The organism is Aquabacter albus (assembly GCF_040049275.1).
Taxonomy (GTDB): domain Bacteria; phylum Pseudomonadota; class Alphaproteobacteria; order Rhizobiales; family Xanthobacteraceae; genus Aquabacter.
Genome location: NZ_JBDZDT010000008.1, coordinates 164,149 through 189,261 on the forward strand (window position 1 = coordinate 164,149; position 25,113 = coordinate 189,261).

Annotated in this window: 21 protein-coding genes; 11 read left to right on the forward strand and 10 right to left on the reverse strand. The window is 64.3% G+C overall.

The window, feature by feature from the left end; translation table 11 throughout:
• The first annotated feature begins 113 nt into the window (after window positions 1–113).
• Both ABLE91_RS20990 and ABLE91_RS20995 read left to right on the forward strand, forming a co-directional pair.
• Entirely contained in the window at window positions 114–659 is a 546-nt protein-coding gene (locus ABLE91_RS20990) for a helix-turn-helix domain-containing protein (RefSeq protein WP_348933985.1), read from the forward strand.
• A 48-nt stretch (window positions 660–707) separates the two neighbouring features.
• A complete protein-coding gene (locus tag ABLE91_RS20995) occupies window positions 708–1,955 on the forward strand; it encodes a D-amino acid dehydrogenase (RefSeq protein ID WP_348933987.1) in 1,248 nt (415 codons plus the stop codon).
• 47 nt (window positions 1,956–2,002) lie between these two features.
• On the opposite strand, the gene ABLE91_RS21000 is transcribed toward ABLE91_RS20995, so the two are convergent.
• From ABLE91_RS21000 to ABLE91_RS21020, 5 genes are read right to left on the reverse strand one after another with little or no spacing between them, the layout of a single operon-like run.
• Window positions 2,003–2,944, reverse strand: coding sequence for an NAD(P)-dependent oxidoreductase (locus ABLE91_RS21000; protein ID WP_348933989.1), 942 nt, complete (start codon window positions 2,942–2,944; stop codon window positions 2,003–2,005).
• The gene (locus ABLE91_RS21005; protein WP_348933990.1) at window positions 2,945–3,865 is read right to left on the reverse strand and encodes a LysR family transcriptional regulator; all 921 of its coding nucleotides are present in this window, start codon (window positions 3,863–3,865) and stop codon (window positions 2,945–2,947) included.
• Between the two features lie 48 nt (window positions 3,866–3,913).
• Window positions 3,914–5,074 (reverse strand): M20 aminoacylase family protein, encoded by a 1,161-nt coding sequence (locus tag ABLE91_RS21010; protein ID WP_348933992.1) that lies wholly within the window; start codon window positions 5,072–5,074, stop codon window positions 3,914–3,916.
• Between the two features lie 2 nt (window positions 5,075–5,076).
• Entirely contained in the window at window positions 5,077–5,583 is a 507-nt protein-coding gene (locus ABLE91_RS21015; RefSeq protein ID WP_348933994.1) for a hypothetical protein, read from the reverse strand.
• A 13-nt stretch (window positions 5,584–5,596) separates the two neighbouring features.
• On the reverse strand, window positions 5,597–6,412 hold the full coding sequence (locus ABLE91_RS21020; RefSeq protein ID WP_348933996.1) for a DUF3100 domain-containing protein: 816 nt from the start codon (window positions 6,410–6,412) through the stop codon (window positions 5,597–5,599).
• A gap of 585 nt (window positions 6,413–6,997) precedes the next feature.
• On the opposite strand from ABLE91_RS21020, the gene ABLE91_RS21025 reads away from it, so the two are divergent.
• The 5 genes from ABLE91_RS21025 to ABLE91_RS21045 all read left to right on the forward strand — a co-directional run bounded on the left by ABLE91_RS21025 (window position 6,998) and on the right by ABLE91_RS21045 (window position 16,224).
• Window positions 6,998–10,129 carry a DUF2169 family type VI secretion system accessory protein gene (locus tag ABLE91_RS21025; RefSeq protein ID WP_348933998.1) on the forward strand — a complete coding sequence of 1,044 codons (3,132 nt, stop codon included), beginning with the start codon at window positions 6,998–7,000 and terminating at the stop codon, window positions 10,127–10,129.
• On the forward strand, window positions 10,122–11,213 hold the full coding sequence (locus ABLE91_RS21030; protein WP_348934000.1) for a pentapeptide repeat-containing protein: 1,092 nt from the start codon (window positions 10,122–10,124) through the stop codon (window positions 11,211–11,213). The genes ABLE91_RS21025 and ABLE91_RS21030 overlap by 8 nt, the downstream gene beginning before the upstream one ends.
• Window positions 11,214–11,259: 46 nt before the next feature.
• On the forward strand, window positions 11,260–11,616 hold the full coding sequence (locus ABLE91_RS21035) for a DUF4150 domain-containing protein (RefSeq protein ID WP_348934002.1): 357 nt from the start codon (window positions 11,260–11,262) through the stop codon (window positions 11,614–11,616).
• Between the two features lie 34 nt (window positions 11,617–11,650).
• Window positions 11,651–14,410 (forward strand): type VI secretion system Vgr family protein, encoded by a 2,760-nt coding sequence (locus tag ABLE91_RS21040; protein ID WP_348934004.1) that lies wholly within the window; start codon window positions 11,651–11,653, stop codon window positions 14,408–14,410.
• 65 nt (window positions 14,411–14,475) lie between these two features.
• Window positions 14,476–16,224 (forward strand): tetratricopeptide repeat protein, encoded by a 1,749-nt coding sequence (locus ABLE91_RS21045; protein WP_348934006.1) that lies wholly within the window; start codon window positions 14,476–14,478, stop codon window positions 16,222–16,224.
• A gap of 219 nt (window positions 16,225–16,443) precedes the next feature.
• Here ABLE91_RS21045 and ABLE91_RS21050 read toward each other — a convergent pair whose 3' ends face one another.
• Window positions 16,444–17,370 carry a nitrilase family protein gene (locus tag ABLE91_RS21050; protein ID WP_348934008.1) on the reverse strand — a complete coding sequence of 309 codons (927 nt, stop codon included), beginning with the start codon at window positions 17,368–17,370 and terminating at the stop codon, window positions 16,444–16,446.
• Window positions 17,371–17,468: 98 nt separating this feature from the next.
• Here ABLE91_RS21050 and ABLE91_RS21055 point away from each other — a divergent pair, with 98 nt between their 5' ends.
• Entirely contained in the window at window positions 17,469–17,957 is a 489-nt protein-coding gene (locus tag ABLE91_RS21055) for a winged helix-turn-helix transcriptional regulator (RefSeq protein WP_348934010.1), read from the forward strand.
• Window positions 17,958–18,076: 119 nt separating this feature from the next.
• Here the strand turns inward: ABLE91_RS21055 and ABLE91_RS21060 are convergent, their stop codons facing one another.
• Genes ABLE91_RS21060 through ABLE91_RS21070 form a run of 3 tightly spaced genes read right to left on the reverse strand, consistent with a single transcriptional unit; the run spans window position 18,077 to window position 20,014 of the window.
• Entirely contained in the window at window positions 18,077–18,760 is a 684-nt protein-coding gene (locus ABLE91_RS21060; protein WP_348934011.1) for an MOSC domain-containing protein, read from the reverse strand.
• The gene (locus ABLE91_RS21065; protein WP_348934013.1) at window positions 18,760–19,287 is read right to left on the reverse strand and encodes a peroxiredoxin family protein; all 528 of its coding nucleotides are present in this window, start codon (window positions 19,285–19,287) and stop codon (window positions 18,760–18,762) included. The genes ABLE91_RS21060 and ABLE91_RS21065 overlap by 1 nt, the downstream gene beginning before the upstream one ends.
• A 16-nt stretch (window positions 19,288–19,303) precedes the next feature.
• A complete protein-coding gene (locus ABLE91_RS21070; RefSeq protein WP_348934015.1) occupies window positions 19,304–20,014 on the reverse strand; it encodes a glutamine amidotransferase in 711 nt (236 codons plus the stop codon).
• A 133-nt stretch (window positions 20,015–20,147) separates the two neighbouring features.
• Between ABLE91_RS21070 and ABLE91_RS21075 the strand changes: the two genes are divergently transcribed.
• The 3 genes from ABLE91_RS21075 to gmd all read left to right on the forward strand — a co-directional run bounded on the left by ABLE91_RS21075 (window position 20,148) and on the right by gmd (window position 23,719).
• Entirely contained in the window at window positions 20,148–21,077 is a 930-nt protein-coding gene (locus ABLE91_RS21075) for a LysR family transcriptional regulator (RefSeq protein ID WP_348934016.1), read from the forward strand.
• 207 nt (window positions 21,078–21,284) lie between these two features.
• Entirely contained in the window at window positions 21,285–22,640 is a 1,356-nt protein-coding gene (locus ABLE91_RS21080) for a glycosyltransferase (protein ID WP_348934018.1), read from the forward strand.
• Window positions 22,637–23,719, forward strand: coding sequence for a GDP-mannose 4,6-dehydratase (gene gmd, locus ABLE91_RS21085; protein WP_348934019.1), 1,083 nt, complete (start codon window positions 22,637–22,639; stop codon window positions 23,717–23,719). The genes ABLE91_RS21080 and gmd overlap by 4 nt, the downstream gene beginning before the upstream one ends.
• Window positions 23,720–23,824: 105 nt before the next feature.
• Here gmd and serA read toward each other — a convergent pair whose 3' ends face one another.
• The gene (gene serA, locus ABLE91_RS21090) at window positions 23,825–25,093 is read right to left on the reverse strand and encodes a phosphoglycerate dehydrogenase (RefSeq protein WP_348934021.1); all 1,269 of its coding nucleotides are present in this window, start codon (window positions 25,091–25,093) and stop codon (window positions 23,825–23,827) included.
• Window positions 25,094–25,113 lie beyond the last annotated feature (20 nt).

Below are 25,113 nucleotides of genomic sequence, written 5' to 3' on the forward strand. Positions count from 1 at the left end.
ATGGTGTTCGATATGGCGGATATCCGTTATATCGAACATAAATATCCATTATAAAAGACGACGCGCCGATGCAACCCCCTCCCGACAAAAATCCTCAGAGCGGTCCACCGGCGGTGGGCGAGCGGCTGCACGCGGCACGCAAAGCCCGGAAACTGTCGCTGGACGAGCTGTCGAAGGCCGCCGGCGTCTCGAAATCCATGCTGTCACAGATCGAGCGGAACGAGGCGAACCCGACGGTGGCCGTGCTGTGGCGGCTGACCAACGCGCTGAACGTCGCGCTCGCGGAATTCCTCACCGTCGAGCAGCAGGAGCCGGTATCGCCCGTCGTGTCGGTCGTCCCATCCTACGCGACCCCGGTCATCAAGAGCCCGGACGGCAAGTGCGTCCTGCGCATTCTGGGTCCCGTGGACACGGTCAACCGGATCGAATGGTACGAGCTGCGCATCGAGCCCGGCGGCGTCCTCTCGTCCGAGCCGCACCAGATGAACACCAAGGAACATCTTTCCGTCTTCAGCGGTCAGGTCGCGGTGGATGCCGGCGGCACGCGCAAGGACGTCCGGCAGGGCGAGACCGCCCGATATCCCGCCGACATCCGCCATTCCATCACGAACGAACAGTCTGAACCGGCGATCGCCCTTCTCGTCGTCGAGTACAGATAGATCCCTTCACGCACGCGCAAGAAAAACGCGCGAACTGCGGAGCGCAGAGTGAGTAAAATCGCCATCATCGGGTCGGGCATAACAGGCGTCACCACGGCGCACGCGCTGCTCGAACGCGGCCACTCGGTCGTCGTGCTCGACCGTCATCGCTACGCGGCGATGGAGACCTCCTACGCCAATGGCGGCCAGCTTTCCGCCAGCAATGCCGAGGTCTGGAACAACGGGCAGACCCTGATGAAGGGGCTGAAATGGATGCTGCGCAACGACGCGCCGCTGCTGCTGAACCCGCTGCCCAGCCTGCACAAATACAGCTGGCTCGGCGAATTCGTCAGCCATATCAGGCATTACCGCGCCAACACCATCGCCACGGCCCGCCTCGCCATCGAGGCGCGCCGCCACCTGTTCGCCATCGCGGAGAAGGAAGGGATCGCGTTCGACCTCGAACGCCGGGGCATCCTGCACATCTATCGCACCAAGCAGGATTTCGAGGACGCCGCCCGCGTCAACCGCCTGCTCCAGGAAGGCGGGCTCGACCGCCGCCCGGTGACACCGGAGGAGATGCGCCAGATCGAGCCCACGGTCCATGGCAGCTATCACGGTGGCTTCTTCACCCCTTCGGATGCCACCGGCGACATCCACAAATTCACCCGCGGCCTCGCCGATGCCTGTGAGCGCCGCGGCGTGGAGTTCATCTTCGAAGCCGAGGTGACTGACATCGAGCATCGCCCGGACTGCGTTTCCCTGTCCTGGACCACCGGTGAGGACGGGGCCGCGATCGAGCGGCTGGAAGCCGATGCGGTGATCATCTGCGCCGGCGTCGCCAGCCGCCGGTTCGCCACGCTGCTCGGTGACCGCGTCAACGTCTATCCGGTGAAGGGTTATTCGATCACCGTCCAGCTCGATGACGCGCGCAGCCAGGATGCGGCGCCCACCGTCAGCCTGCTCGACGACGCCACCAAGATCGTGACGAGCCGGCTCGGGCGTGATCGCTTCCGCGTCGCCGGCACGGCGGAGTTCAACGGCGAGAACCGCGACATCCGCGACGACCGGGTCCGCCCCCTGATCGCCTGGGTCGAAAAGCTGTTCCCGGATGTCAACACCAGCCGCGTCATCCCGTGGTCGGGCCTGCGGCCGATGATGCCGAACCTGATGCCGCGCGTCGGCGCGGGGAAGCGTCCGGGCGTGTTCTACAATACCGGCCACGGCCATCTCGGCTGGACCCTGTCGGCCGCGACGGCGGAGATGGTCGCCGAGACGGTGCACGGCTGGACGACGCGCAACGCGAGGCCCCAGTAAGGGACACCATCGGGCGCAGGGGCGGTCCTCTGCGCCCCTTTTCCCGATCACGTCTCCGACGCGGACGGATCGGTGAAGGCACCCATGCGCGTAAAATCCTCGGCGTCGTCCAGGCGGTCGGTGCTGTCGAGCCAGAGCTGGGCGACGTGCTCGCCTAGCGGCAGCGCCACCCCGGCCTGTTCGGCGATGTCCAGCACGAGGCGCACGTCCTTGCGCATCAGTCCCATGGTGTAACCGCATTCGAAGCGGTTCGACATGATCCAGTTCGGAAAGTGGACCTCGCTGATCGCCGAGCGGCCGGTCGATGCGTTGATCACGCGCAGCGCCGATTCCGCATCGAGCCCGGCAGCGGATGCGAGGCGCAGCGCCTCGCCGGTGCTCACCATGTGCGCTGCGACCAGCAGGTTGTTGACCAGCTTGGCGACGTTGCCGGAGCCGTTGGGACCCACATGCATGATCTTGGAGGCCAGCGCCTCGATCACCGGGCGGGCATAGGCCGCGTCGGCCTCTGCGCCGCCGATCATCATGGTCAGGGTACCGGCGGCGGCGCCGATGGGGGCGCCGGAGACCGGCGCGTCGAGGAAGCCGTGCCCGGCCGCCGCGAGCCGGGCGCTGAGCCGGCGGCTGACGTCCGGTTCTGAGGTCGAGGTGTCGATGACGATGGTCCGCTCGCACCGGCCAGGGCCGAGCAGCGCGCCGGCCGCCTCAACTACCTCCTCGACCTCCCGCGCGGTGGGAAGCGAGAGCACCGGATAGGCCGTGGCGCCCATCACCTCGGGGACGCCGGAGCACACAATGACGCCGGATGCGGCGGCCAGTTCGCGGCGCTCCTCCAGCACGTCGTAGCCATACACCGTGAAGCCCTTGCGGATCAGTGTCCGGGCCATCGGCAATCCCATATTGCCAAGGCCGATGACACCGGCGGAGCCTCGCTGATCCGTTCTCATCGAACGTCCTTTCCGTTGCACGGTGCCCCGCAGGGCACCCATTCAGACCATGGGGACATCGTGAAACGCCACCATTTCGCGGGCCAGATAACCCGCCATTCGCTCGATCGACGCCGGCAGCCGCCGGCCCGCCCGCACCATCAGGTGCGCGCTTGCCTCCACCAGCAGAGCATCGGTCAGCTCGACCACCGCGACGCCGCCGCGCGCCAACTCGGCCGCCACCGCAAAGCGGGGAAGAAAGGTGATGCCAAGCCCGCTGGCGGCGAAGCGGCGCAGCACGTCGATCGACGGCGTCTCCATCGCCGGTGCCAAGGTGAGCCCGGCATCGGCGGCGGCGCGGCCGAGGAGCTGGCGGATGCCGTGCCCCACTGTCAGCAGTGCCATCGGGCTCTCGATCACATCGCGCAGCCCGACGGCCTCACGGGCGGTCAGGGGGTGACCGGGAGCGGTGACGACACAAAGCGGCTGACGCTGGATCGCCAGCGGGCGCACACCGGTGTCGATGGTGGGGTTGTAGGCGACCCCGATATCGGTGTCGCCCTGGGTGATGGCTTCCAGGACGCGGTCGGTGCCGGCAACGTCGATGCGGAAGCGGATGGCCGGATAGATCTCGGTGAAGCCCGCCACCCCGTGCTCGATCAGGTCGGCGATGAACCCTTCGTCGCAACAGACCCGGACGATGCCCTGCCGCAGCTCCTTGAGCTGGCCGATCTGCTCGGTCAGCACCTCCTGGTCCTCGAAGGTGCGGCGGGCGTGCTCGGCGACCAGATGGCCGGCCTCGGTGATGACGACGCCGCGCGAGGTGCGCTCCAGCAGCGGCACGCCCAGCCGGTATTCCAGATCAGCGATCTGGCGGCTGACCGCCGAGGGCGCGAGGCCGAGGAACTCCGCCGCGCCGCGAATGGACCCCGTGCGCATCACCGCCAGCAGATGGCGGAGCACCTTCGGGTCCAGCACGGTCATGATGGTCGGTCCTCGGCCTGCTCGGCTATGTCCTTACTAGCCGCCTTTTCAGGCGCAGGGCAGAGCCCGCTCGACGACCTCGACCCACAAATCGGCGCCAAGCGGCAGAATGGCGTCGTTGAAGTCGAAGCGCGCGCTGTGCAGGCCGGGATTCTCGCCCTCGCGCCGTGCGCCGAGCCAGAGGTAGCAGCCGGGCTTTTCCTGCAGCATGAAGGCGAAATCCTCCGACACCATGCTGAGCGGCGCGGCGGCGGCGTTGAGCCCAACCCGCGAAGAGCTGGCGGTCTCGCGCATGAAGCGGGCCGCGGCAGGATCGTTGACCGTGGCCGGGTAGCGCGACTGATAGTCGATCACGGCCTCGCAGCCGAAGGCGCGGGCGACGCTGCCGGCGATGAACTTCAGGCGCTCCTCGACGGTGCGCCCGGCCTCGTCGGAGAACCAGCGCGTGGTGCCGCGGATGGTGCAGATGTCAGGGATCACGTTCCAGGTGTCGCCGGCGTGGATCTGCGTCGCCGAGACCACCACCGCCTCGAGCGGCGACACCGCGCGGCTCGACACGGACTGCAACGCCGAAAGCACCTGGCCAGCGGCCAGGATGGGGTCGGCGCCCTTATGCGGCATGGCGGCATGGGCGCCGCGGCCGCGCACAACGATCTCGAACACACCGTAGGCCGCCATTATGGGGCCGTCGAGCGCCGTATAGGCGCCGACCGGCAAATCGGGCCAATTGTGCAGGCCGTAGACAGCATCGGTGGGATGCTCGCGGAACAGCCCGTCCTCGATCATCCGCAAAGCGCCCGCCTCGTTCTCCTCGGCGGGCTGGAACACGAAGTGCACCGTGCCGTCGAACGTGCCCTCAGTGGCGCAATGTTGGGCGGCGGCCAGCAGCATGGCGGTGTGGCCGTCATGCCCGCAGGCGTGCATCCGGCCCGGGGTCAGCGAGGCATGCGCGACCCCGCTGTCCTCGGTGATCGGCAAAGCGTCCATGTCGGCGCGGATGGCGATCGCGCGGCTGCCTGAGCCGCGCGACAGCGTACCGACCACACCAGTGCCGCCATACCCGGTCCGCACCTTCAAGCCCCAGCCTTCCATGAGGCCGGCGACCAGACGGGAGGTGCGATGCTCCTGGAAGGCGATCTCCGGGTGCCGGTGAAGGTCCCGGCGCCAGGCGACCGCCTCGGCAATGGCCTCGTTGCTCAGAACGCTCATTCTCACCAACCCAGACGCAGGGTGAGGTCGGCGATCACCACCGAGCCCATATAGGTGCCGAACATGACGCAGATGGCCACGATGACGATCTTCCAGCCCGAGCTGCGCGCGATCTGGAATTCGTTGCTGGTCAGCGCCAGTCCGCCATAAGCGAGGATCGGCGACGCCATGGCGACGAAGTTCAGCTTGGTGACCTGCTCCACCACATAGGCGGCGCCGGGGACGCCGGGGATGGTGACGATGATCGCCACCAGCGAGATCCAGGCGACGCTCGGCAGGTAGAACGGCATGAGGCGCGTGAGAATGACGCCGACGATCGAGCACAGGCCCAGGATGACCATGCCGGGCAGCGCGATCAGGGGGCTGGTGCCGGTGGCCACCCAGTTGGCGACGAGGCCGAGGGCGCACGCCACCACCAGCAGGCCGGCGGTCTTGAGCACGTCGGTCTTGCGCTCGTCGGAACTGCCGGCTTCGAGGACGGCGGCGGTCTGTGTGTTGTCGATGCTCATGATTTCGTCCTCCTCAGACGGCGGCCGCACGGCGCTCAGACGGGCGTGCCTTGTCGTAGAGCCATTCGGTGAGCGGCAGGGCGACGAACAGCCCGACATAGAGGCCGGTGGCATAGGTCAGGATGTTGCTGGCCGCGGCGAGCGCGAGGATGAGGTCCTTCTGTTCAGGAATGACGGCCACCAGCGAGGCGGTGCAGGCGGCGAGCATGCTGCCGGAGCCGACGCCGCACGACATGGCGAGCGCGCGGACGTCGAAGATGCCGAGCGCGTGGATCATCGGCGGCATGAACGCGAAGACGAAGGTGCCGATCAGTGTGCCGGTGGCGTAGACGCCCATGGCGCCGGCGCCCTCGGGGCTTTTCAGGCCATACTTGTCGGCGATCAGCGCGAGGTTGGCCTCGCGGTCGATGGAGTAGCTGGCGCCGATCGACTCGCGTCCCATCTTCAAAAGGAAGACCGCGACCGGGAAGGCGACCACGATGGTGCCGAGGTTGCCGATCTCCTGAAGGATCAAAGCGGGGCCGGTCTCGATGATCTTCTGGATCTGCGGCCCGACGGTGGTGCCGAACTTGGCGATGAAGGGCATGAAGGCCACGCTGATCATCGTCGCCGCCAGCTTGACCGCGCGCGGCGTCAGCAGCTTGCCCATGACCGGGAGGATGCTCGGGTTGAGGATGATGCCGAGCACGAAGGCATAGAGCATGGGCAGCAGGATCACCGCGGCGACGCCGATGGGGATCCGGATCACGCCGATGCTCTCGACGATCAGGACGATCCCGAGGACGACGGCGTGCAACGCGTAGAGGCTTGCTTGGGAGGATTTTTGCATTTGAAGTTCCCGCACTGTTCTGGTCGGCAATTGCCAGTCTTTTTGTTGGCTAATCGCGTGAGTATGCGGTCGACGTCATCTCAAGGTAGGCGCTAGTTGCGCAACGTCCGTTGCCAATTCGGCAACGCGGGGCTCGGGAGCACCACGGCCCGGAACTTTGGCTGCCGGGGTGCCGTCAACAGGATGCTCCCGATGGTGACGGCGGAACGCCGCGCATGTGCAGATCGGCGTCGCTTTCTCTTCGGTGACACGGCCGCAAACTTTCCAGCCACATTCGTAGATTATTTCTGCCTTCCGCATCGAGATTTTCATCCCAATACGATCGATTGTCTCCAGGCGCGCGATGGATGCAGCAAATCTCATTAGGCAGATAGAGCTATCCGAACAGCGTTCTATTTTGTCACGCGGTTCAATTGACAGCCAACTGCTTCCGCCTACCGATCAAGCACGGCTTTCTACGTATAGATTATCCGACCGCGGCAACCCTGTTCTATGGTGTTGATGTACCGTCGTAATTCCGTAAAGAAGTATCAATATTACTGGATTTCGAATTATCTGCGTTAAGTTATTTCAATGCCACTTTTCATGAAACCGCGCACGCTCTCGCTGCTGACGAAAGTCGAGCGACGAAGGGAGAGTGTGCGGTATATCGTTTCCGTGGTGGCGGCGTTTGATCTTGCCGATCCCTCGCGCCTCGACAGCGAACAGACCCTTTGGACGATGCTGGCTCAGGTGTTGCCGCCCGGCGCCGCGCTGGATGCCAGCATGCCCAAGCCCCGGGCGGAGCTTCTGATCGGCGGCCGCATCCACGCCCCCAAGACCCAAGGCTTGATGCTCGAAGCGGAGGTGGGGGGCATCAGGCGACGCTTCGCAGTGTTCGGAGACCGATGGTGGGCTGGCAGCCCCAACGGCTACAAGCCCACGCCCGCGCAGCCCATATCGGACCTGCTGCTCGAGCCCGCACGCGCCTTGGGTGGCGCCCGCCACCCAACCAACCCGCTGGGTGTCGGCTGTGACGCGGCCGAGCGCGTCGGAAAGGGGGAGCCGGTCCCGCTGCCGAATATCGAGAATTCCGACACCCTCATTCAATCGATCGTCGACGTCCCCGCTCCCGCGCGGTTCGGCCCGCTGGATGTCTTCAGTCCCGAACGCCGCACGCTCGCCGGCACCTATGATCAGGCCTGGGCGGAGAACCTCGCGCCCGCACTGCCCGATGATATTCATCCCGATTTCTTCATGACCGCTCCCCCCGAGCAACGCTTCGCGGACTATCTGCGCGGCGATGAACCCTATCGGCTCCGCAATTTTTCCGCCGACGAAGTGGAGATCTCCGGCCGCCTGCCCGCTGTCCGCCCGCGCGTCTTCGTCGGATGCGGCGAACGGAGCTGGGTGGAGCTGACCATGCGGCTCGACACGCTGTGGCTGCTCGCCGGAGCGCGGCGCGGGGTCCTGATCTGGCACGGCATGACGCGCATCGAGGATATCGAGGGCAAGGACGTGACCGATGTCCTGCTGGGCTATGAACGCATGGCCGCCCCTCCCCGCCCCGTCTCTCACTATGCCGAGGTGCGCCGCCTGCGCACAAATCCTGACACGGCATTCCGCCATGCCTTTTCGGAATCCCAGCTCACGCCGCCGCGCGACCCCGCCGAGGACGCCCGGCGCCGCGCCGCCCGCGTGACGCAGGCGCGCGAACGCGCCGCTGCCCATGCCGAGGTGATGACCTTCCTCACAAAGCGCCAGTTGGACGCCGCCGGCATCCCCGCCGCGCTGCGTCCGCCGCCGCCGGAGGCGAGCGACGACCTGCTGCTGATGCCGACCCCGGAGGAACTCGCGGAGGGCGATTTCGATCTCGGCGAAATACTGGACGTCATCGAGGAAAAGCACCGCGAGGCCGAGGAGAAGCTCCAGGCGTTATCCAAGCTCGGCCAGGGGATCCACTCGGCGATGGACGCGGTGCAGCGGCCGGGGGCAACCCCATCCGACATCGACGCTCTGCTGTCAGCCATGTCCCCTCTGATGGGAGACACGGATCTCGCCACCGAACTGGACAAGAGCCTCGGTCAAATCCAAATGCCCGCGCCCGACCTGCCGGACGGCACGCCGCTGTCGCCGGCGATGACCGCTGCCATGGACAAGGCGGCGGAGCTGGGCGACTGGCGCGGCATGATTCTGGACGGGCTCGGCGGATCCGACGACGAGGCCCTGCTGAAGGAAGCCCACGCACGTTTTCTCGACCTTCCGGAATCGCGCCCTTTTGCGGGCGCGCGGGCGGGCCTTCGGGCCGCTTCGGACGTGCCGCAGATCGAGTTGCCGCCGGACGTGTCGAAGCCCGGTACACCTGCCGCCCCACCGCCCGCCCCCCCCATCACCGCGCTGCTGGACAAGCTGGCCGGTCCCAGCCTTCCCGATGTTCCGGTAGCGGGCATGGCGCAGAAGCTGACGGAGGCGGACAAGGCGATCGCGGCACAGCTGCCGAACTTGAAGCCTGCGCCGGGACGCTCGGCGATCGACGCCCTGCTGGCCGCCATGGGGGGCATGGATGATCAGAATCCGGACGACCGGACGCCGGACCAGATGCTGGCGCAGGTGAAGGCCGACATGGCCGATGTCGAGGCGCTGCTCGACGAGAGCGAGCCCAGGATGAAGGACGCGATCGCCCAGGGCCGGCGGATGTCGCTCACGCCGAGCTATCCTCAGGAGGTGCTTTCGCCGCGCCTCGCCAAACGATTTGGCGATCTGGTCCTGGCCGACATCCGCGCGGGCATCGATCTGCGTGGCCGCGACCTTGCCGGCGTCGACCTCGCCGGCGCGGACCTGACCGGCCTTGACCTGTCTGGAGCCTTCCTGGAACGCGCCAATCTTGCCAAAGCCCGTCTCAGGGGCGCGAAACTGGTGCAGACCGTCTTCGCCGGCGCGCGGCTCGCCCACGCCGACCTGTCCGATACGGACCTGAGCGACGCGAACCTTGCCGGCGTGGATGGTACGGCGCTCAACCTGTCCGGCGCGCGGCTCAACCGCACGCAGATGATGCGGGCGCGCCTGCGAAGGGCGGTCATGCGGGGCGCGAGCTGGAACGAGATATCAGCCGTGGAGATCGAACTGGACGGGGCGGACCTCGTGCTCTGCCGCTTCGATGAAATCACGTTCGTCAAGAGTACCTTCAGGAGGGCACGGTTTGACCAGGCTCTCCTGCGGCAATGCCAGCTTGTGGAGTGCGATCTCTCCGGCGCCGCCTTCAACGGGGCGTACCTCGACCGGTGCGCCCTCGTTGCCGTCACCGCCCCGGATGTGAGCGCCGTCCAGGCGGATCTGCGCGGCAGCAGTTTCGTGGGCGGTGTCGATCTCTCGCGGGCGGATTTCTCCGCCGCGCTGGTGAGCGACTGTGCATTCCACGCCGCGAACCTCGTCGCCGCGCGTTTTCACCGCGCCACGCTCGACCGCGCCTCCATGGCTGAAGCCAAACTTGCCGGTGCCAGTTTCCGGCTGGCCTCCATGCAGGAAACGCTTCTCGATTCCAGCGACATGCAGGACGCAGACCTCGTCGGCGCGCATCTTCTGGATGCCAAGCTCCATCGGGCAAATCTCGCCCGCGCGCGGCTGCAGGGTGCGAACCTCTATGGCGCCGACATGATGGATGCAGACCTGTCCGGAGCCGACCTTTCCGGGGCAAATCTTGCAAAGACCGTGCTGGCCCTGGAGACCCGCAATGTCTGACGCCGCGGCCCGCGAGGATCTTCTGACGCATGCGCGGCTGAGCATCCCGTACAAACGGGGCGACTTTGCCCTCACCAACTGGATCGCGACCGACGACCTCTCCAACGGCATCATCATTGAGACGAGCTTCCGGGGCGCGCGGTTCGACCGGGCAACCTTGCGCGAAACCCTGTTCATCAGATGCGATCTTTCGGGCACCTCATTCGCTGGCGCCAGCCTGGAGGGCTGCCGGTTCATCGAATGCGATCTTTCTCGGACGAATTTCGAGGCCAGCACCCTGTTGTCGGCGTCCTTCGTGTCCTGCGCGATGAACCCTGCCGGCTTTTCCCGGATGACGGTTTCGGACTGCAATTTCCTCAAATGCGACCTTGCGCGCACCCGATGGGTCGGAGCGCGGATCGACGGCTGCGCCCTTCTGGAATGCGTGCTCGACGAGGTCGACTTCTCCGGCATGGTCGCGACGCGCATGATCGCCAACAAGGCCGACCTGCGCGCGGCCCGGCTGGACGGCCTCGTGCTCGACACCGTGCTTCTTGTTGAGGTGGACCTTTCCGGGTGCGACCTCACTTCGGTGTCGCTGGCGCGGGTCAATATGACAGGAGGGCACCTCGGGGAGGCGAACCTTGCCGGGGTGGACCTGTCCGGCAGCTTCCTCCAGGAATGCATACTGGCCGGCGCCGATCTCAGCGGGGTCAACGCACCCCAGGCCTTCTTCGCCAAGTCCGACCTCACCGGTGCGCGCTTTACGGACGCGCGGCTGACAAACGCCAACTTCATGGGGGCACGCCTCGGAGGAGCGGATTTTTCCGGCGCTGACCTCAGGGAAAGCGTCATGGTCGGGGCCCAGGCCCCTGGCGCCCGCTTCGCCGGAGCGGACCTGTCTTACGCGCTGCTGAATGTCTCGCGGCTGGAAGGCGCGGATTTCTCCCGCACCGAGCTTCTGCGCACCAACCTCCACAGGGCCGTCACCAACGGCGTGCTGTACTTAGGTGCGACTGGCCAGCCCCTGGGCACCGATCAGGAAAGGGCTCTGGCGGAGCTTTACAGCCCCTACAAGGTGCGGTCGGCAACGGAGGAAGACTGAGATGCCGGGTTTTGCGAACTCCCAAGGCCCCATAGCCGCACCCGACATGGCTTTTCCGGATCCCTGCAAGACGATCGTGGGGCCTGCGGTGGTCGTCATCCCCTATCCGGTCATCGGGCTGCGGAACACGGCGGTCCCCAATCAGCTCAAGACGTGCGTCTCGGCCATGCCCGTCCATAATCTGGCGACCTCGATCCCCCTCACCAACGGCGACAATGCGGGCACGCTCCTCGGCATCATCTCGCAGACCGAGATGGGGCCATCGCGGAACATGCTGGGGTCTTCCAATTTCTTCGTCGGAGGGACGCCTGTGACCACCATGGGCGCGCCCACCCTTCAGAACAATCAGGCGCCGGGCCTCACCTCCGCCGCCACGCAGATCAAATTGATGTCCATGCGCTGAGCGCGCCTTTCATTTTTTGAATAAGGGGGAGCCAATGGCCGTCGATCTGAAGCTGAAACTGTCCATCGCCAAAATCGCTGGTGCGACGGGTGAAGCGGTCACGCATTTCGATTGCCGGGCCATCAAGGGACGCGAGGCGATTTCGGAACCCTACCGGTTCGAGGCGTCCTTCCTGGCAAGCGATGCGACCTTGAGCACCATCCGAGGCAAGACCATTGTCGGAAAGAAGGGATGGCTCACCATCTCGGCCGGTTCCCAGGACAACTTCGGTTCGGGGACGGATTCTACTTCACCCCCCAATGCAAGCATCTTCGCCGGCATCATCCTGGAATTCCGTGTCGACGCGATCATGAACGCGCAAGGCCAATATGCCTGCTATGCTGTCTTGGCTCCAAGCATATCCGCCCTGAATTACAATCAAGTGTCGAACATATTTGCGACATCTGAAGTATCAAAGACTGATTTCATTAAAGGCCTGTTGTCCAGCAATCCCGACAATTCGACCACGGGTGGCCATCAGCAGAGCCTCGAATTCAATGTTTCCTCGAGTATCAACGATATAAAGATTGAACTTCCGGATAATATTACAAAATACAACGAAACAGACTTTTCCTTCTTCTCTCGCATGGTTGAACATTACGGAATATTCTATTACTTCGAACATGGAAAACCTGGTTCTGGCTCCGCAAATGTAAAATCCGACTACAGGGACAAAATCCGGATCGGAGCGCAGAATGCGGACTTCCTTCGATTTTCATCCTCTCCAGTCGTGACCACCAACAACGCGACAACCGCAACGGATCTTCTGAATCCGTGCGTTCTGTCTTTTTCACAAGTGCAGAGGCCGCACGCCAAATCGTTCGTGGTCCGTGACTATAACGAGACCGGCCCGGCAAGTGACATGCTGGCCTCCAGCGAGGTCGTCGGCTTGAACGAAGGTCAAGATAACGACGGCATCGGATCCATTGTTGAATATGGCGACCATTTTGCTGATCACAATGAGGGCGTCGAGTTCGCAAAAATCCGCGCGCAGGAACTCGCATGGCAGGCCAGCGTGTTCGAAGGCGAAAGCACGCTAATGGGGCTGCACGCCGGGATGATGCTTCAGATCAAGGGGTTCTCGTCGTCGAGCGCCGAGGAATACCTTGTTGTTTCCATCGAGCATTCCGCCGCGGCCTCGAACTATTGGCACCCCGACCTCGGCTTGGCCAAGGACGAACGGTATCGCAACCGCTTTGTCGCGATCCCCTCGTCATTGCAGTTTCGTCCCAAGCGCCAGACGCCGCGACCGGTCATGGCGGGCGTGTTCAATGCCGTGGTGGCGGGGGCGCCAAAGAAACGCGCCGTGCTTGATGGAGAGGACAAGTATCACGTCAATCTCCAGTTTGACGAAAGCGACAAAAAGCACGCCATGGGCACGCTGAATCCCAGCAGCGTCGCAGTGCGGCAGATCGAGCCCTACGCGAGTTCGGGCGTGGACGGGGTTGCGAGCGGCCTGCATTTTCCGCTGGTGCCCAACACCGAGGTCTTGATGGCCTACGTCAATGGCGATCCCGATCGGCCGATCATTGTCGGAGCGGCTTTCAACAGCATCAACCAGAACCTCGTCAAAAGCGCATCCTCCACCGCGAACCGCCTGCGCACCGCGGCGGGCACCCTGCTGGAGATGGAAGACGGGTCCGTCACCGAGGCGGGTGGGAAGGAGACGCGCGGCCCGCGCTATCTGCGCATGGATGTTCCGGTCTCCTATAACGACGCCGCCACTTCCGGCACCTATTTCCGGATGGGCGCCCAAGCAAGCGACGAGACGAAGGATGGCAAGAATGTTGTCGCGACGGGGCTGACCTACACGGCCTCCGGCGTCGATGCCACCGGCGCGGGCATGACGAGCGATCCCATAAAGGGCTCTGGGAAGGGAATCCAACTTTACAGCCAGGATGATCTGGATGTGAACGTGCGCGGCGCCGGATTGATGAAATTCGGCAAGGGCCACACGACGGAGACCTCGACCGGGGATTCGACGCACACCGTGTCCCGAGGGCAGTATGTGCTGACGGCCCAAGGCGACATCATCATCACGGCCGGAGCCGTTTCTCAGACGGGGGGGGCCCCTTCGCCAGACGAGACCGCGCTAAAGTCCGCCGGCGCTCAGCCAAGCGGCACCGATCAGATGCCCACCAGCGCTCAGATGGGTGGCAGCACTCCGAAATCCCCTCGTGGTCAGATGGGCGGTCCCGCCCAGATGTCCGCCGCCCAGTCGGATGGCGCCGGTGGTGGGGGAGGCGGAGATGGTGGCGGGTCCTTCACGGTGAAATCGCAAGGGCCCACAAAAATCTTCACTTATGGGACATTCACGAAATACACGGCGGGTGAGTCCTTCACCGTATTTCTCGGCGCAGAGCAGACACTCAAAGCAGCCATGTCTATGACGGTGCAATTGGGGGCGGCATTTACAGTGACCTTGGGCAGGAAAACTGATATTATTATAGGTGGGTCAACGAAAACCGTACTTGGGAGCGGCGACATGAAAGTCGCCACGCGAGATGCTAAGATTTTAGCAGGCGCTGATCTTAAATTGGCTAGATCTGATAGTAAAATTCTTATCGGCGAAGACTTCAAAGTCTCAGGCTCGAACAAAACCATTCTAATGAATAAACTGACCTTAGCGAACCTAGCTACGATCAGTGACAAGATCAGATCTCATGTGGGTGAAATAAGTATAGGGAAAAACGCAATCAAAACCGGTAAAAACTCTCTCGAATCCAAGATAAATAATCTGACCGTATTCACATAATCATGACTGCCCCTTCCTCAGCACCAATTTTACCCCGAAGGCAGATCGAAGCCGCGACCCGCTTGATGAAGGATGGACGGCACGAAGAGGCGGAGATTCTCATCGCGCATATGCTGGCTGAGCGGCCCGGCGACGTGGATGCGCTGATACTGAAAGCGGCCATCGCCATGAAGCAGGGCGCGGTGGAGCCAGCTTACTTTCTACTGGCCGAACTCGCCTCGCAGGTGCCCGACCGCGCCGACGTGATCGGCAATCTCGGCGCCGCCCATGCGGCGCTCGGGCGGACCGAGGAAGCGCTCGCCTGCCTCGAACAGGCGGTGTTGCTCGCGCCGGAGGATGCCCGGCGCCGAAGCGAGCTGGGGCGCATGCTGCTCATCCGGGGCGAGTTCGTCCGGGCGCGCGAAGAAATCGTGCGCATGCAGCAACTGGCGCTGCTGGCGGGCGATACGGAACTCCTGGCGGAGGGCTGGTCCGCAGCCGCCGCGCTGCTGATGCTGGAGGGCGAGCCCGCCCAGGCGGAAAAGGCGCTGCGCACCGCGCTGGACCTGCGCCCCGGCCATGGCGACGACCTCGCCATGCTGGCCACCTTGCTTGTGCATGCGGGGCGGACCGAGGAGGCGCTGCCCTTTGCCGAGCAGGCCTATCTGGCGAGCCCTGCCAATCACGAGCGCGCCCTGTCGCTGGCCTCGTGCCTTGCCGATCTCGGCCGGCCGGCGGAGGCCGAGCGGCTGATCCGCCGCGTGATCGCCATCGCGCCCGCTTATGTGCCGGCGCAAGCGGCGCTGGCGCGCAGCCTGATCCGTCGCGGGGATACGGCAGGTGGCCTCGCGGTCTTCGCCCCCGTGGTGCGCCACCTCGCCGATGATCCGGACATGCTGCTGGAGATGGCGCGCCTCCTGCGCCTTGCCGGCGATCTCGACAAGGCCCTCGTCTTCGCCGATAGCGCGCTGAAGCTGGCGCCGGACAAGCCCGAGGCCCACCAGATGCGCACCCGTTTGCTCATGGGCATGGGGCGCTTCGATGAAGTATGGCCCGCTCCCAAGGAGCGGATGACGCCTGAGGCGTGGGGCCACACCCCGCTTTTCGTGCCGGAGGGCCTGGCGGCGGAGGAGGTGCTGCTGCTGGCGCGGTTCGCCCGCCAGTTGGTTCCAAGCGGCCGCCTTGCGTGCCATGCGGAGGCCGCCCTCGGTCCATTGCTGGAAGGCGTCGCGGGCCTCGCGCCAACCGAGTCCGCAGCGCCCGAGCAAGCCTGCCCGCTCACTGCCCTGCCCGAACTCCTGGGCGTATCGCCCGAGGACATGGCCGCGGAAGGCTATCTTGCCGTGGAGAAGACCCGGTATGACCGGTGGGGCGAGCTGTTCTCCGGCCTCGCACGTCCGCTCATTGGCATCGTTTGGGATGGCGACCCCTCGGGGTTATCGCTTGACGCCCTCAAGGCGGCGCTCGCGGAGCCCGGGACGCTGGTGTCACTCGTTTTCGACCAGCGCCGCGCCCATCTACAGGGCGAGCAAGAGATCGTGGATGCGGGAGCACATTTCACGGACGCGCGGGACCTCGTGGCGGCCGTCGCGCGGCTCGATCTGGTCTGCGGGGCGGATGGACTTGCGTTGCACGTGGCCGGCGCCCTGGCCCAGCCCGCCATCGTGATCATTCCCCCCACCCAACCCTGGACGTGGGCGCACCGGAACGGGCGCTCCCTGTGGTATCCCAGCGCGCAGGTGGTTCGACAAGAGCAAGTCAGCGACTGGGATCCCGCGCTGGAAGCCTTGGGACAGGCCGTGCGCGAGAAGTTTTCTGTTGCTGGACTGATCTAGAAGCAGCGGGCGCTCGAATGCCCCCCAACGCCGCAATGCTGCCGCGCAGCCTTAGCCAATCCGACCAGCGAGCGTGGACCGACGCCACGGCCTCATCCCCGTGTGGTTCTGCTGCCTAAGGCCTGCCCAGCGGCGATATGACCTGCAATGGTGGGCCGGCCGTCGCCAACGCAGAGCGCCGGCTGGAGATGCTTTCGGGCGTCTCCATTGCTGTTGTCCTCAGCGGGGCAGCGCGCTGCCACCGCGATAGCCGAGCATCTGGTCGTAGAGATCGACGCGCCGGTCGCGGGGCAGGTCATTCAATTGGTTCCAGATGGACGCCGTGCGTGTCGCGACCACGTCGATGTCAGCATAGAGGATGGTGTCTTCGTCCGGTCCCGCGATGCGGCCGATGGGCCAGCCATTGGTGCAGGCGATGAGCGAGTTGCCCATGAAGCCGGAGGTGCGCTCCACGCCGATGCGGTCGGCGGTTGCGATGAAAACGGTGTTGGCGTGGGCGGCCGTCATGGCGAGGTAGGCCGCCATGCAGATGCCGCTGGCGTCATAGAGGGGCGGCGGCGTCCACACCCAGCCCGTGGGAATGCAGATGATGTCCGCGCCCTGCTGCGCCACGATGCGTGCGGTCTCTGGGAACCAGATGTCCCAGCACACGAGGAGCCCGATGCGGCCGATCCGCGTGTCGAACACGGGATAGCCGAGGTCACCGGGAGTGAAGAACAGCTTCTCTTCGTTCCAGAGATGGGTCTTGCGATACTTGCCGATGAAGCCCTCCGGCCCCACCAGAACAGCGGTGTCATAGAGCTTCGCCCCATCGAGTTCCGGCAGGCAGCCGACGATGTAGACGCCGCGCGTCCGCGCGAACTCCTCCCAGCCGCGCACCGTCGGGCCGGACGGCACGGGCTCGGAATGGGCATAGGCCTCTTTGCGGGAGAAGAAGGTGTAGCCGGTGGTGGCAAGCTCCGGCAACACGATGAGGTCTGCGCCCTCCGCGACGGCCGTGTTGAGCCGCTGCTCGACGGCGGCAAGGTTGGCCCCGCGATTCTCCAGCCCGACCTGCGGGTTGAACTGAACCACGGCAACCCGCGCCGGGCTATTGCGGCGGGGTGCGCCGGTTTCGGTGGCGATATCCTCAGGGTGCTCCGCCATGGGGCTCCGCTCCATTTCTAGTTCTATTATCGAACCATTTGGAATGAAGCCTGTCTAGTTCTATTTTAGAACCAAGCCACGCATCCCCGGAGCAAGAAATGAAGCGGAAGAGCATGGAGGAAGCCGAGTGCCCGGTGGCGCGCGCTCTGGACCTGATCGGAGATTGGTGGACACTGCTGATCGTGCGCGACGCCTTTGACGGCATGCGCCGGTTCAGCGACTTTCAGTCCAGCCTCGGCATTTCCAGGGGCATCCTTTCAGCCCGCCTTAAGGGGCTGGTGGACTGTGGCATCCTGGAGATGGTGCCGCCGGAGGATGGCGGCGCGCATCATGACTATCTGCTGACGGCAAAAGGGGCAGCGCTGTTTCCCATCCTTGTGGGCCTGCGCCAATGGGGCGAGACGCACTGCTTCGAGCCCGGCGAACCCCATTCCATCCTGGTGGAGAGGACGACCGGCCGCAGGATCGGCCCGCTCAAGCTCGAGGATGCCTCAGGACAGCCTCTCGAGGCCGCCATGACGGAGGTCCGAAAGGTCGCTGCCGCGCCGGTGCGCACAGGAAGGAAACGCGCTGCGCAGAACGCTTAGGATCTGCCGGCGCGCCGCAACACCGGCGGCGAACTGTTCCGCGGCCCAGAAGTACGGCCCGCTATGGGAATTCACCCCATGGCAGATCGCGATGACGGCACGCTCCAGCGAGCGGAATTCTAAGCGGGGCCATCGAGACGCGCTCCCCAATCCTCGACCTTGCCTGCGGCCAGCCGCTTGCGGCACGTCTGCCGCCATCCTTCGCTGAGCTCGGGAATCTCGGCAATCAGGCCGAGTTCATCCCTGTCGATCTCGCGGGCGAGCATCGCCCGCATCAGGCGGCCCACGGTCCATTCCGGCCTCGGCCGATGGTCGAGGCGGCAGGGGCTGCCCGGCACCACCTCGCCGGCCTCGATCACGCGGTAGTACCAGCCGGTTCGTGCCGTCGCGCGCACGCGCTTCGGCAGCTCGGGCCAGCCGGAATGCGCGCCCAGCCGCCAGCATGGCTGGCGGCCCTGGCTGATCTGGAGACGAACGCCGCCAAGCCGATAGATGTCACCTACGCAGACATCATCCTCGGTGAGGCCCGCCGTCGAGATGTTCTCGCCGAATGCGGGGGCACGGTGGAAGGCGGGAACGTCCGGGTTCTCCAACCGCCACGCGGCGTAATGGTCGTGCGGATAATGATGGATCGCCTTTTCCAGGCCACCGTGATGCTGGGTGTCGCCCTGGGCGTCGCCGACGATGCCGGTACGGGTGATCGTCCACGGGCCGGGCATGGGCCGCTTGGCGATGCCGCTGGCGACAGCCCGCGGGCCAAGCGGCGCCAGCGTTCCGCAATAGAGGATGTCGATAGGCGTCATCACGCCTCGCACGCTCCGCCCCCGCATCCGGCCGCGGCTTCGGAGATCGATGCCGGCGGCGACGCAGGGTGCGTGCCGGCGAGCTCCGCCGCAATCATGGCGCCGAGCGCCATGTCGCTGTCCTGTCCGAAGCCATGATGGCGGATCGTTCCGTCGCGGCCGATGAGGATGCTCGTGGGCGTCCCGCGCATTCCGTAGCGGGCCATGATCTCGGGAATCGGGCCCGTACCGGACGGCTGGTCGACCGCGATCGGAAATGTGTAGCGATATTCGTGGATGAAGGCGGCGAGCGAGACCGGCGTCATGGCGGCGTGATGCTCGAAGACCGCATGCAGGCCGATGACCTGAAGGTCCGAGCCGCGGAACAAATCGTGGGCGCGCTGAGCCTGCGGCGTTCCGTGGGACACGCAGCCCGGACACAGCATCTGGAACGCGTGCACGAGCACGGGTCGTCCGCGCAGGCCGGCAAGCGTCAGCAGGCCCGGACTGTTGAACCATTGCGAAACGACGAGTTCGGGAGCGATCATGGGGGCCTCCGGCATGCTAGCGCCAGTTCCAGTTGACGGCGTCGAGCCACTCGGCAAAGAGCGCGCGGCTCGCGGTCTTCAATCTCTGACCGTGCGCCGCGCTGTCGGCGCGCAGGGTCCGCGGATCGATGCCGGCTGCCGCGATCTCGGCGGCATGCCCGATCAGCCACGCCTCGATTTCGTCGGCATCCACCTCGGCATGGAATTGCAGGCCGAGAATGTTGGGGCCGCGCGCGAACGCCTGGTGCGGGCACAGAGGCGTCGCGGCGAGGCTGAGTGCGCCGTCGGGAAGGTCGAGATTGTCGCCGTGCCAATGCAGCACCGGCACCCCCTCCAGATGGCGGAGCGGCGAGGATGCGGCCTCTGCCACCAACTCCACTGGCGCCCAGCCGATTTCCTTGGCCGGACCGGGCCGCACACCGGCGCCGAGCGCGGCTGCCATCATCTGCGCGCCGAGGCAGATCCCGAAGGTGGGCCCCCCAGCCGCGAGGCGCCGCTTAAGGATGGCCAGTTCGTCCGCGATCCACGGATACCGGTCCGCCTCACAGACCCCGACCGGGCCGCCCAGCACGATCAGCAGATCAGCGTCGAGCGGCGCGTGCGCATCGAGCCGACCCGCTCCTGCATCGAGCATGCGCACCTCGAAGCCGCGCTCGGCCAGGAGCGGGCCAAGCGTGCCGAGATGCTCAAAGGCAACGTGCCTTATTGCGACACACGAAAGCGGCATGTTGCGCCCCCCGCCCAAGCTCTGGCTGTGACTGTGCGTTGGAATGTGCGGACGGCCCGCCTCCGGCGGAAGACGGCACTGGTTGTTGCCGGTATAACGTGGGGTTATCACTGGAGCGGGGACGGAGGCGGCCTTGTCGGACCGGACGCGCGAGTTTGCGGACCAGCATCTGAGGACTTTCCTGCGTGTCGCGGAACTCGGCAGCCTGCACAAGGCTGCAGGGCTCATCGGCGTATCGCAGCCCGCGCTCAGCAAGCAGATGAGCACCCTCGAGAGCAGCCTTGGCGTGCGGCTGTTCCGGCGCACCACGCGCGGCGTCACACTGACGCCGCAGGGCGAAATCCTGTTCGGGCGGCTGCAGCCGGTGTTCGACGAGATCGATACCGCCGTGCTGGAGCTCGACCGGGGGACGCCGTGTCTCCAGGGCGAGATCGTGTTCGGCGCGATCGAAACCTTCAGCTTCATCGATCGGATCTGGGATCTCGTCGCCACGCTGTCTAAGAAGAACCCCTTGCTCTCCGTGGGGATCAAGCAATTCAGCAGCTCGGTCATCGTCAACAAGGTTTCGACCGGCGAGTTCGACTTCGGCATCGTGCACGAGAATGCGGACTTTCCGCCCGACATCCAGCAGACCCCGCTGTTCCGGGAGAAGCTGGCCATTGTCTTCTCGCCTCGGCATTTCGATGAGGCGGTGATTTCAGGCTATCCTGAATGGCCGAAGGGCGTCTCCCTGATCTCGTTCGACGCCGGCTCGGCGCTCGGCCGGCTGGTGCGCAACCACAACAAGAACCACGGCATCGCGATCAGGATCGAGACCAACTCGGTGCAATATTTGCTGGATGCGACGGCCCGCGGGCTCGGCGTGACCATCCTTCCGGAATTCTTTCCGATCGCCTTGTCACGCGACCATGATCTGGCACGCTGCTACTCGCCTTTCCTCAACACCATTCGCGGCAATGTGCTCATCCAGCGCCGGCGAGGTGGACTCTCGCCGCAGGCGAAAGCGCTCATGCAGCATGTGACGGCGATGTTCGCGAACGGCGACCAGCAGGCTCCCCGATGAAAGCGCCGTGCAGGCGGCAGGAGATGGCGGCACCCGAATATCAAAGGAGTACTGTGCCTCTCCAATTGGATAAAGAGCCGTCCCTTTCGACAAGCTGAAAGTGATCCGAGGACCCCTAAAATCACGTAGGGTAATCTCTTAAGCGCGATCCACGCGAATTGCATAGATCTGGCCTGTCGACTGGCCCACAGCTTTCGGGAGACGGGCATGAAGATCGCTATCGTCCATGAATGGCTGATCACCTATGCAGGCTCCGAAAAGGTATTGGCTGCTATGCTGGAGGAGTTCCCGGACGCGGAACTCTTTTGCCTGATCGACTATCTTCCCGAGGAAGACCGCAAGCGACTCGGCGGACGCCATCCGAAAACGACCTGGCTCCAGCATATTCCCCACATCCGTAAATGGTACCGCTACTTCCTGCCGCTCATGCCCCTGGCAATCGAGCAGCACAATATGTCGAATTATGATGTCGTCATCTCCAACAGCCATGCAGTTGCAAAGGGCGTTATTACCGGCCCGGATCAACTGCACCTGTGCTACTGCTACAGCCCGATGCGCTATGCCTGGGATCTGCAGGAACACTATCTTCGTGAGAAAAGTAATGGCAAAGGGGCGATTGGAATAGCCGCGCGAATAATTCTCCATCGCATGCGCATGTGGGACACGCGTACCGCCTTTAGCGTGGATCATTTCATCGCGTGCTCCAGTTATATTTCACGCCGCATCGCCAAGGCTTATCGCCGAAATTCGATCGTGATCTATCCCAACGTTGATATCGATGCCTTTCCCCCCGGTAATGAGAAAGGCGAATATTACATTACGTCTTCACGCTTCGTTCCATATAAGAAAGTCGACCTTATCGTCGAAGCTTTTTCACGCATGCCGGATCGCCGACTGCTTGTCGTCGGAACCGGGCCGGAGATGCGGCGGGTGAGATCGCTTGCGACCGAGAACATATCCATACTCGGCTTCCAGGAGCATTCGGACCTGCTGCGGCTCTTGCAGGGCGCGAAGGCGTTTATCTTTGCCGCGGAGGAGGACTTCGGCATCGCCCCCCTGGAAGCCCAGGCCTGCGGGGTGCCGGTCCTAGCCTTCGAGCGAGGCGGCGCCAGCGAAACGGTGCTGGATGGCGTCACGGGCCTTCATTTCAGCGAACAGTCCGCTGCCGCGATCCGCGACATCGTGGAAGTATTTGAACGCATGCCCTCGCACACGTTCGACCCCGCCCGCATCAGGGCGCATGCGGAGCGCTTCTCCACGCGGACATTCAAGAAGAATTTCCGCGCATTCGTGGAGCACGCCTGGCGGCTGCATCGGGAGCGCCTGGCCTCCCAGAAAGGCTTCGCGGAATTCCCCACGCTCCAGCGGTCGATAAACGACGGGGATCTCGTCGAGAGTATCCGCCATTCGAGCGCCGAGCCCGCCGACATCCTCGAGACGATACCGGCCGCTTCTCATGGCGATGGTCTTCAGCCGGAAACTCATCCTCCTTCAGCCGATACCGAACCGTTGGACCGGAAGGAAAAGCTGCGGGAAATCCATTATGTCGAGAGCGCGCCATGAAGACAGTGAAGACAGCGCTGATTACGGGCATTACCGGCCAGGACGGCCCCTATCTGGCACGCCTCCTCCTTCAAAAGGGGTATCAGGTCCATGCCACCTACAGGCGATCCAGCTCTGCAACCTTTTGGCGCCTGGAGTATCTCGGAATCCAGGATCACGAGAACCTGCATATCGTAAATCACGACATTACGGACTTCGGCGGCACCATTCGGCTTCTGCAGGAATGCCAACCCGACGAAGTCTATAATCTCGCGGCGCAGACCTTTGTGGGCAGCTCCTTTGAGCAACCGTCGCAGACGTCACAGATCACCGGCATGGGCGTTCTGAACCTGCTTGAAGCCGTCCGAATCGTAAACCCGCGCATTCGCTTCTACCAGGCATCGTCGGCGGAGATGTTCGGCAAGGTGCAGGCCATGCCCCAGACCGAGGAAACACCCTTCTATCCGCGAAGTTCTTATGGCGTCGCAAAGCTGTTCGCGCATTGGATGACCATAAACTATCGTGAATCTTATGGAATCTTCACGGGTATCGGAATTCTCTTCAATCACGAGTCACCCCTGAGGGGCTTGGAGTTCGTGACCAGGAAGATCACCTCTTCCGTCGCCGCGATCAAATACGGAGCGCAGGAGAAACTGGCTCTCGGCACCCTCGACACGTACCGGGATTGGGGGTTCGCGGGGCATTATGTGGAAGGGATCTGGGCCACCCTGCAGGCGGACCAGCCGGACACTTACATATTTGCGACCAACACGACGAAATCCGTGCGCTCATTTGCGGCCATGGCGTTCCAGGCGGCGGGGATAGCGCTTGTGTGGCGGGGAGCCGGAGCGTCCGAGCGCGGCTACTGCGCGGAAACGGGGCGAGAACTGGTCTATGTGGATCCCGCGCTGAGGCGCCCCGCGGAGGTCGATATCCTGCAGGGTGATCTTGATAAGGCTTTGCGGCTGCTCGGGTGGCGTCCCAAGACCTCGGTCGAGGAGCTGTGCAGCGCGATGGTCGAAGCCGATCTCATCCGCGCCGAGACCAAGCATAGAAGAAGCGAGATCTGCACGCCCGCAGCGCGCTCCTCGGCGGCGTGATCGCGCGCAAGATCTGTCCCGCGCAAGCGCTGTGAGACAAGCGACCGGCGTAAACGGGTGGATTGGGCAGGCCGAAAACCTGCCCAATCCACTGCCCGCGCCAATTCAGACCTTGTACTCATAGAGCAGCCGGGCGCGGATGGTGCCTTCCAGCGCGCGGATATCTTCCAGGACACGCTGGCTGTCCGCAGCCGAGGCATCCGCGTCGAGCACCACATAGCCGATATCGGCATGGGTCTCGTAATATTGCGCGGCAATGTTCACGGAGTGGCGCGCGAGCACCTCGTTCAACCGGCCGAGCATGCCCGGCAAGTTGCGCTGGACCTGGATGAACCGCGTTCCCAGGGGACGCGGCGGCAGCTGCACCTGGGGGAAATTGACCGCGCCCACGGTCGAGCCGGTGTCGCTGTAATCCACCAGCTTGCGCGCCACCTCGGTGCCGATGCGCTCCTGAGCTTCCTCGGTCGAACCGCCGATATGAGGGGTCAGGATGACATTGTCCAAGCCCTGGAGCGGCGTCACGAAACGCTCGCTGTTGGAGCCGGGCTCCACCGGAAAGACGTCGATGGCCGCGCCGCGGAGCTTGCCGGCGCGCAGGGCTTCGGCGAGGGCGTCGAGGTCCACCACCGTGCCGCGGCTGTTATTGATGAGATAGGCGCCGGGCTTCATCGCCGCGATCTCGTCGCGGCCCATCATCCCGTGGGTGGCCGCCGTCTCGGGCACGTGGAGGCTGACCACATCGCTGTGCGCCAGCAGTTCGCGGAGGCTTACGGTCGGCTCCGTATTGCCGTGGCGCAGCTTGTCCGTGTGATCGTAGAAGATGACCCGCATGCCCATGGCTTCGGCGAGGTAGGAGAGCTGCGAGCCGATATTGCCGTAGCCGACGATGCCGAGTGTCTTGCCGCGGACCTCATGGCTGTAGGTCGCGGACTTGTCCCAGCGGCCCTCATGCGCCGCATTGGACTTCGTCACCACACGCCGCATCATCATGACGATCTCGCCGATAACCAACTCCGCGACGCTCCGCGTGTTGGAAAAGGGCGCATTGAACACGGGAACGCCATAGGCGCGGACCGCGTCGATATCCACTTGGTTGGTCCCGACGCTGAAGCAGCCGATGGTGATCAGCCGGTCCGCCGCTTCCATGATCTCCGCGGTGATGTGCGTGCGCGAGCGGATGCCCAGGATGTGCACGCCCTTGATGGCTTCCTTCAGGGCCTCGCCGTCAAGCGCCTTGGGAACGCGGGTGATATTGGCATAGCCCGCAGCCTTCATCAGTTCCACGGCGCTGTCATTGACGTTTTCAAGAAGCAGCACGCGGATCTTGTCTTTGGCCAGCGAGAGATGCGGCGAATAAGAGTGGCTGTCGTGCACGGTCTCGGCGTCCTTCAGCG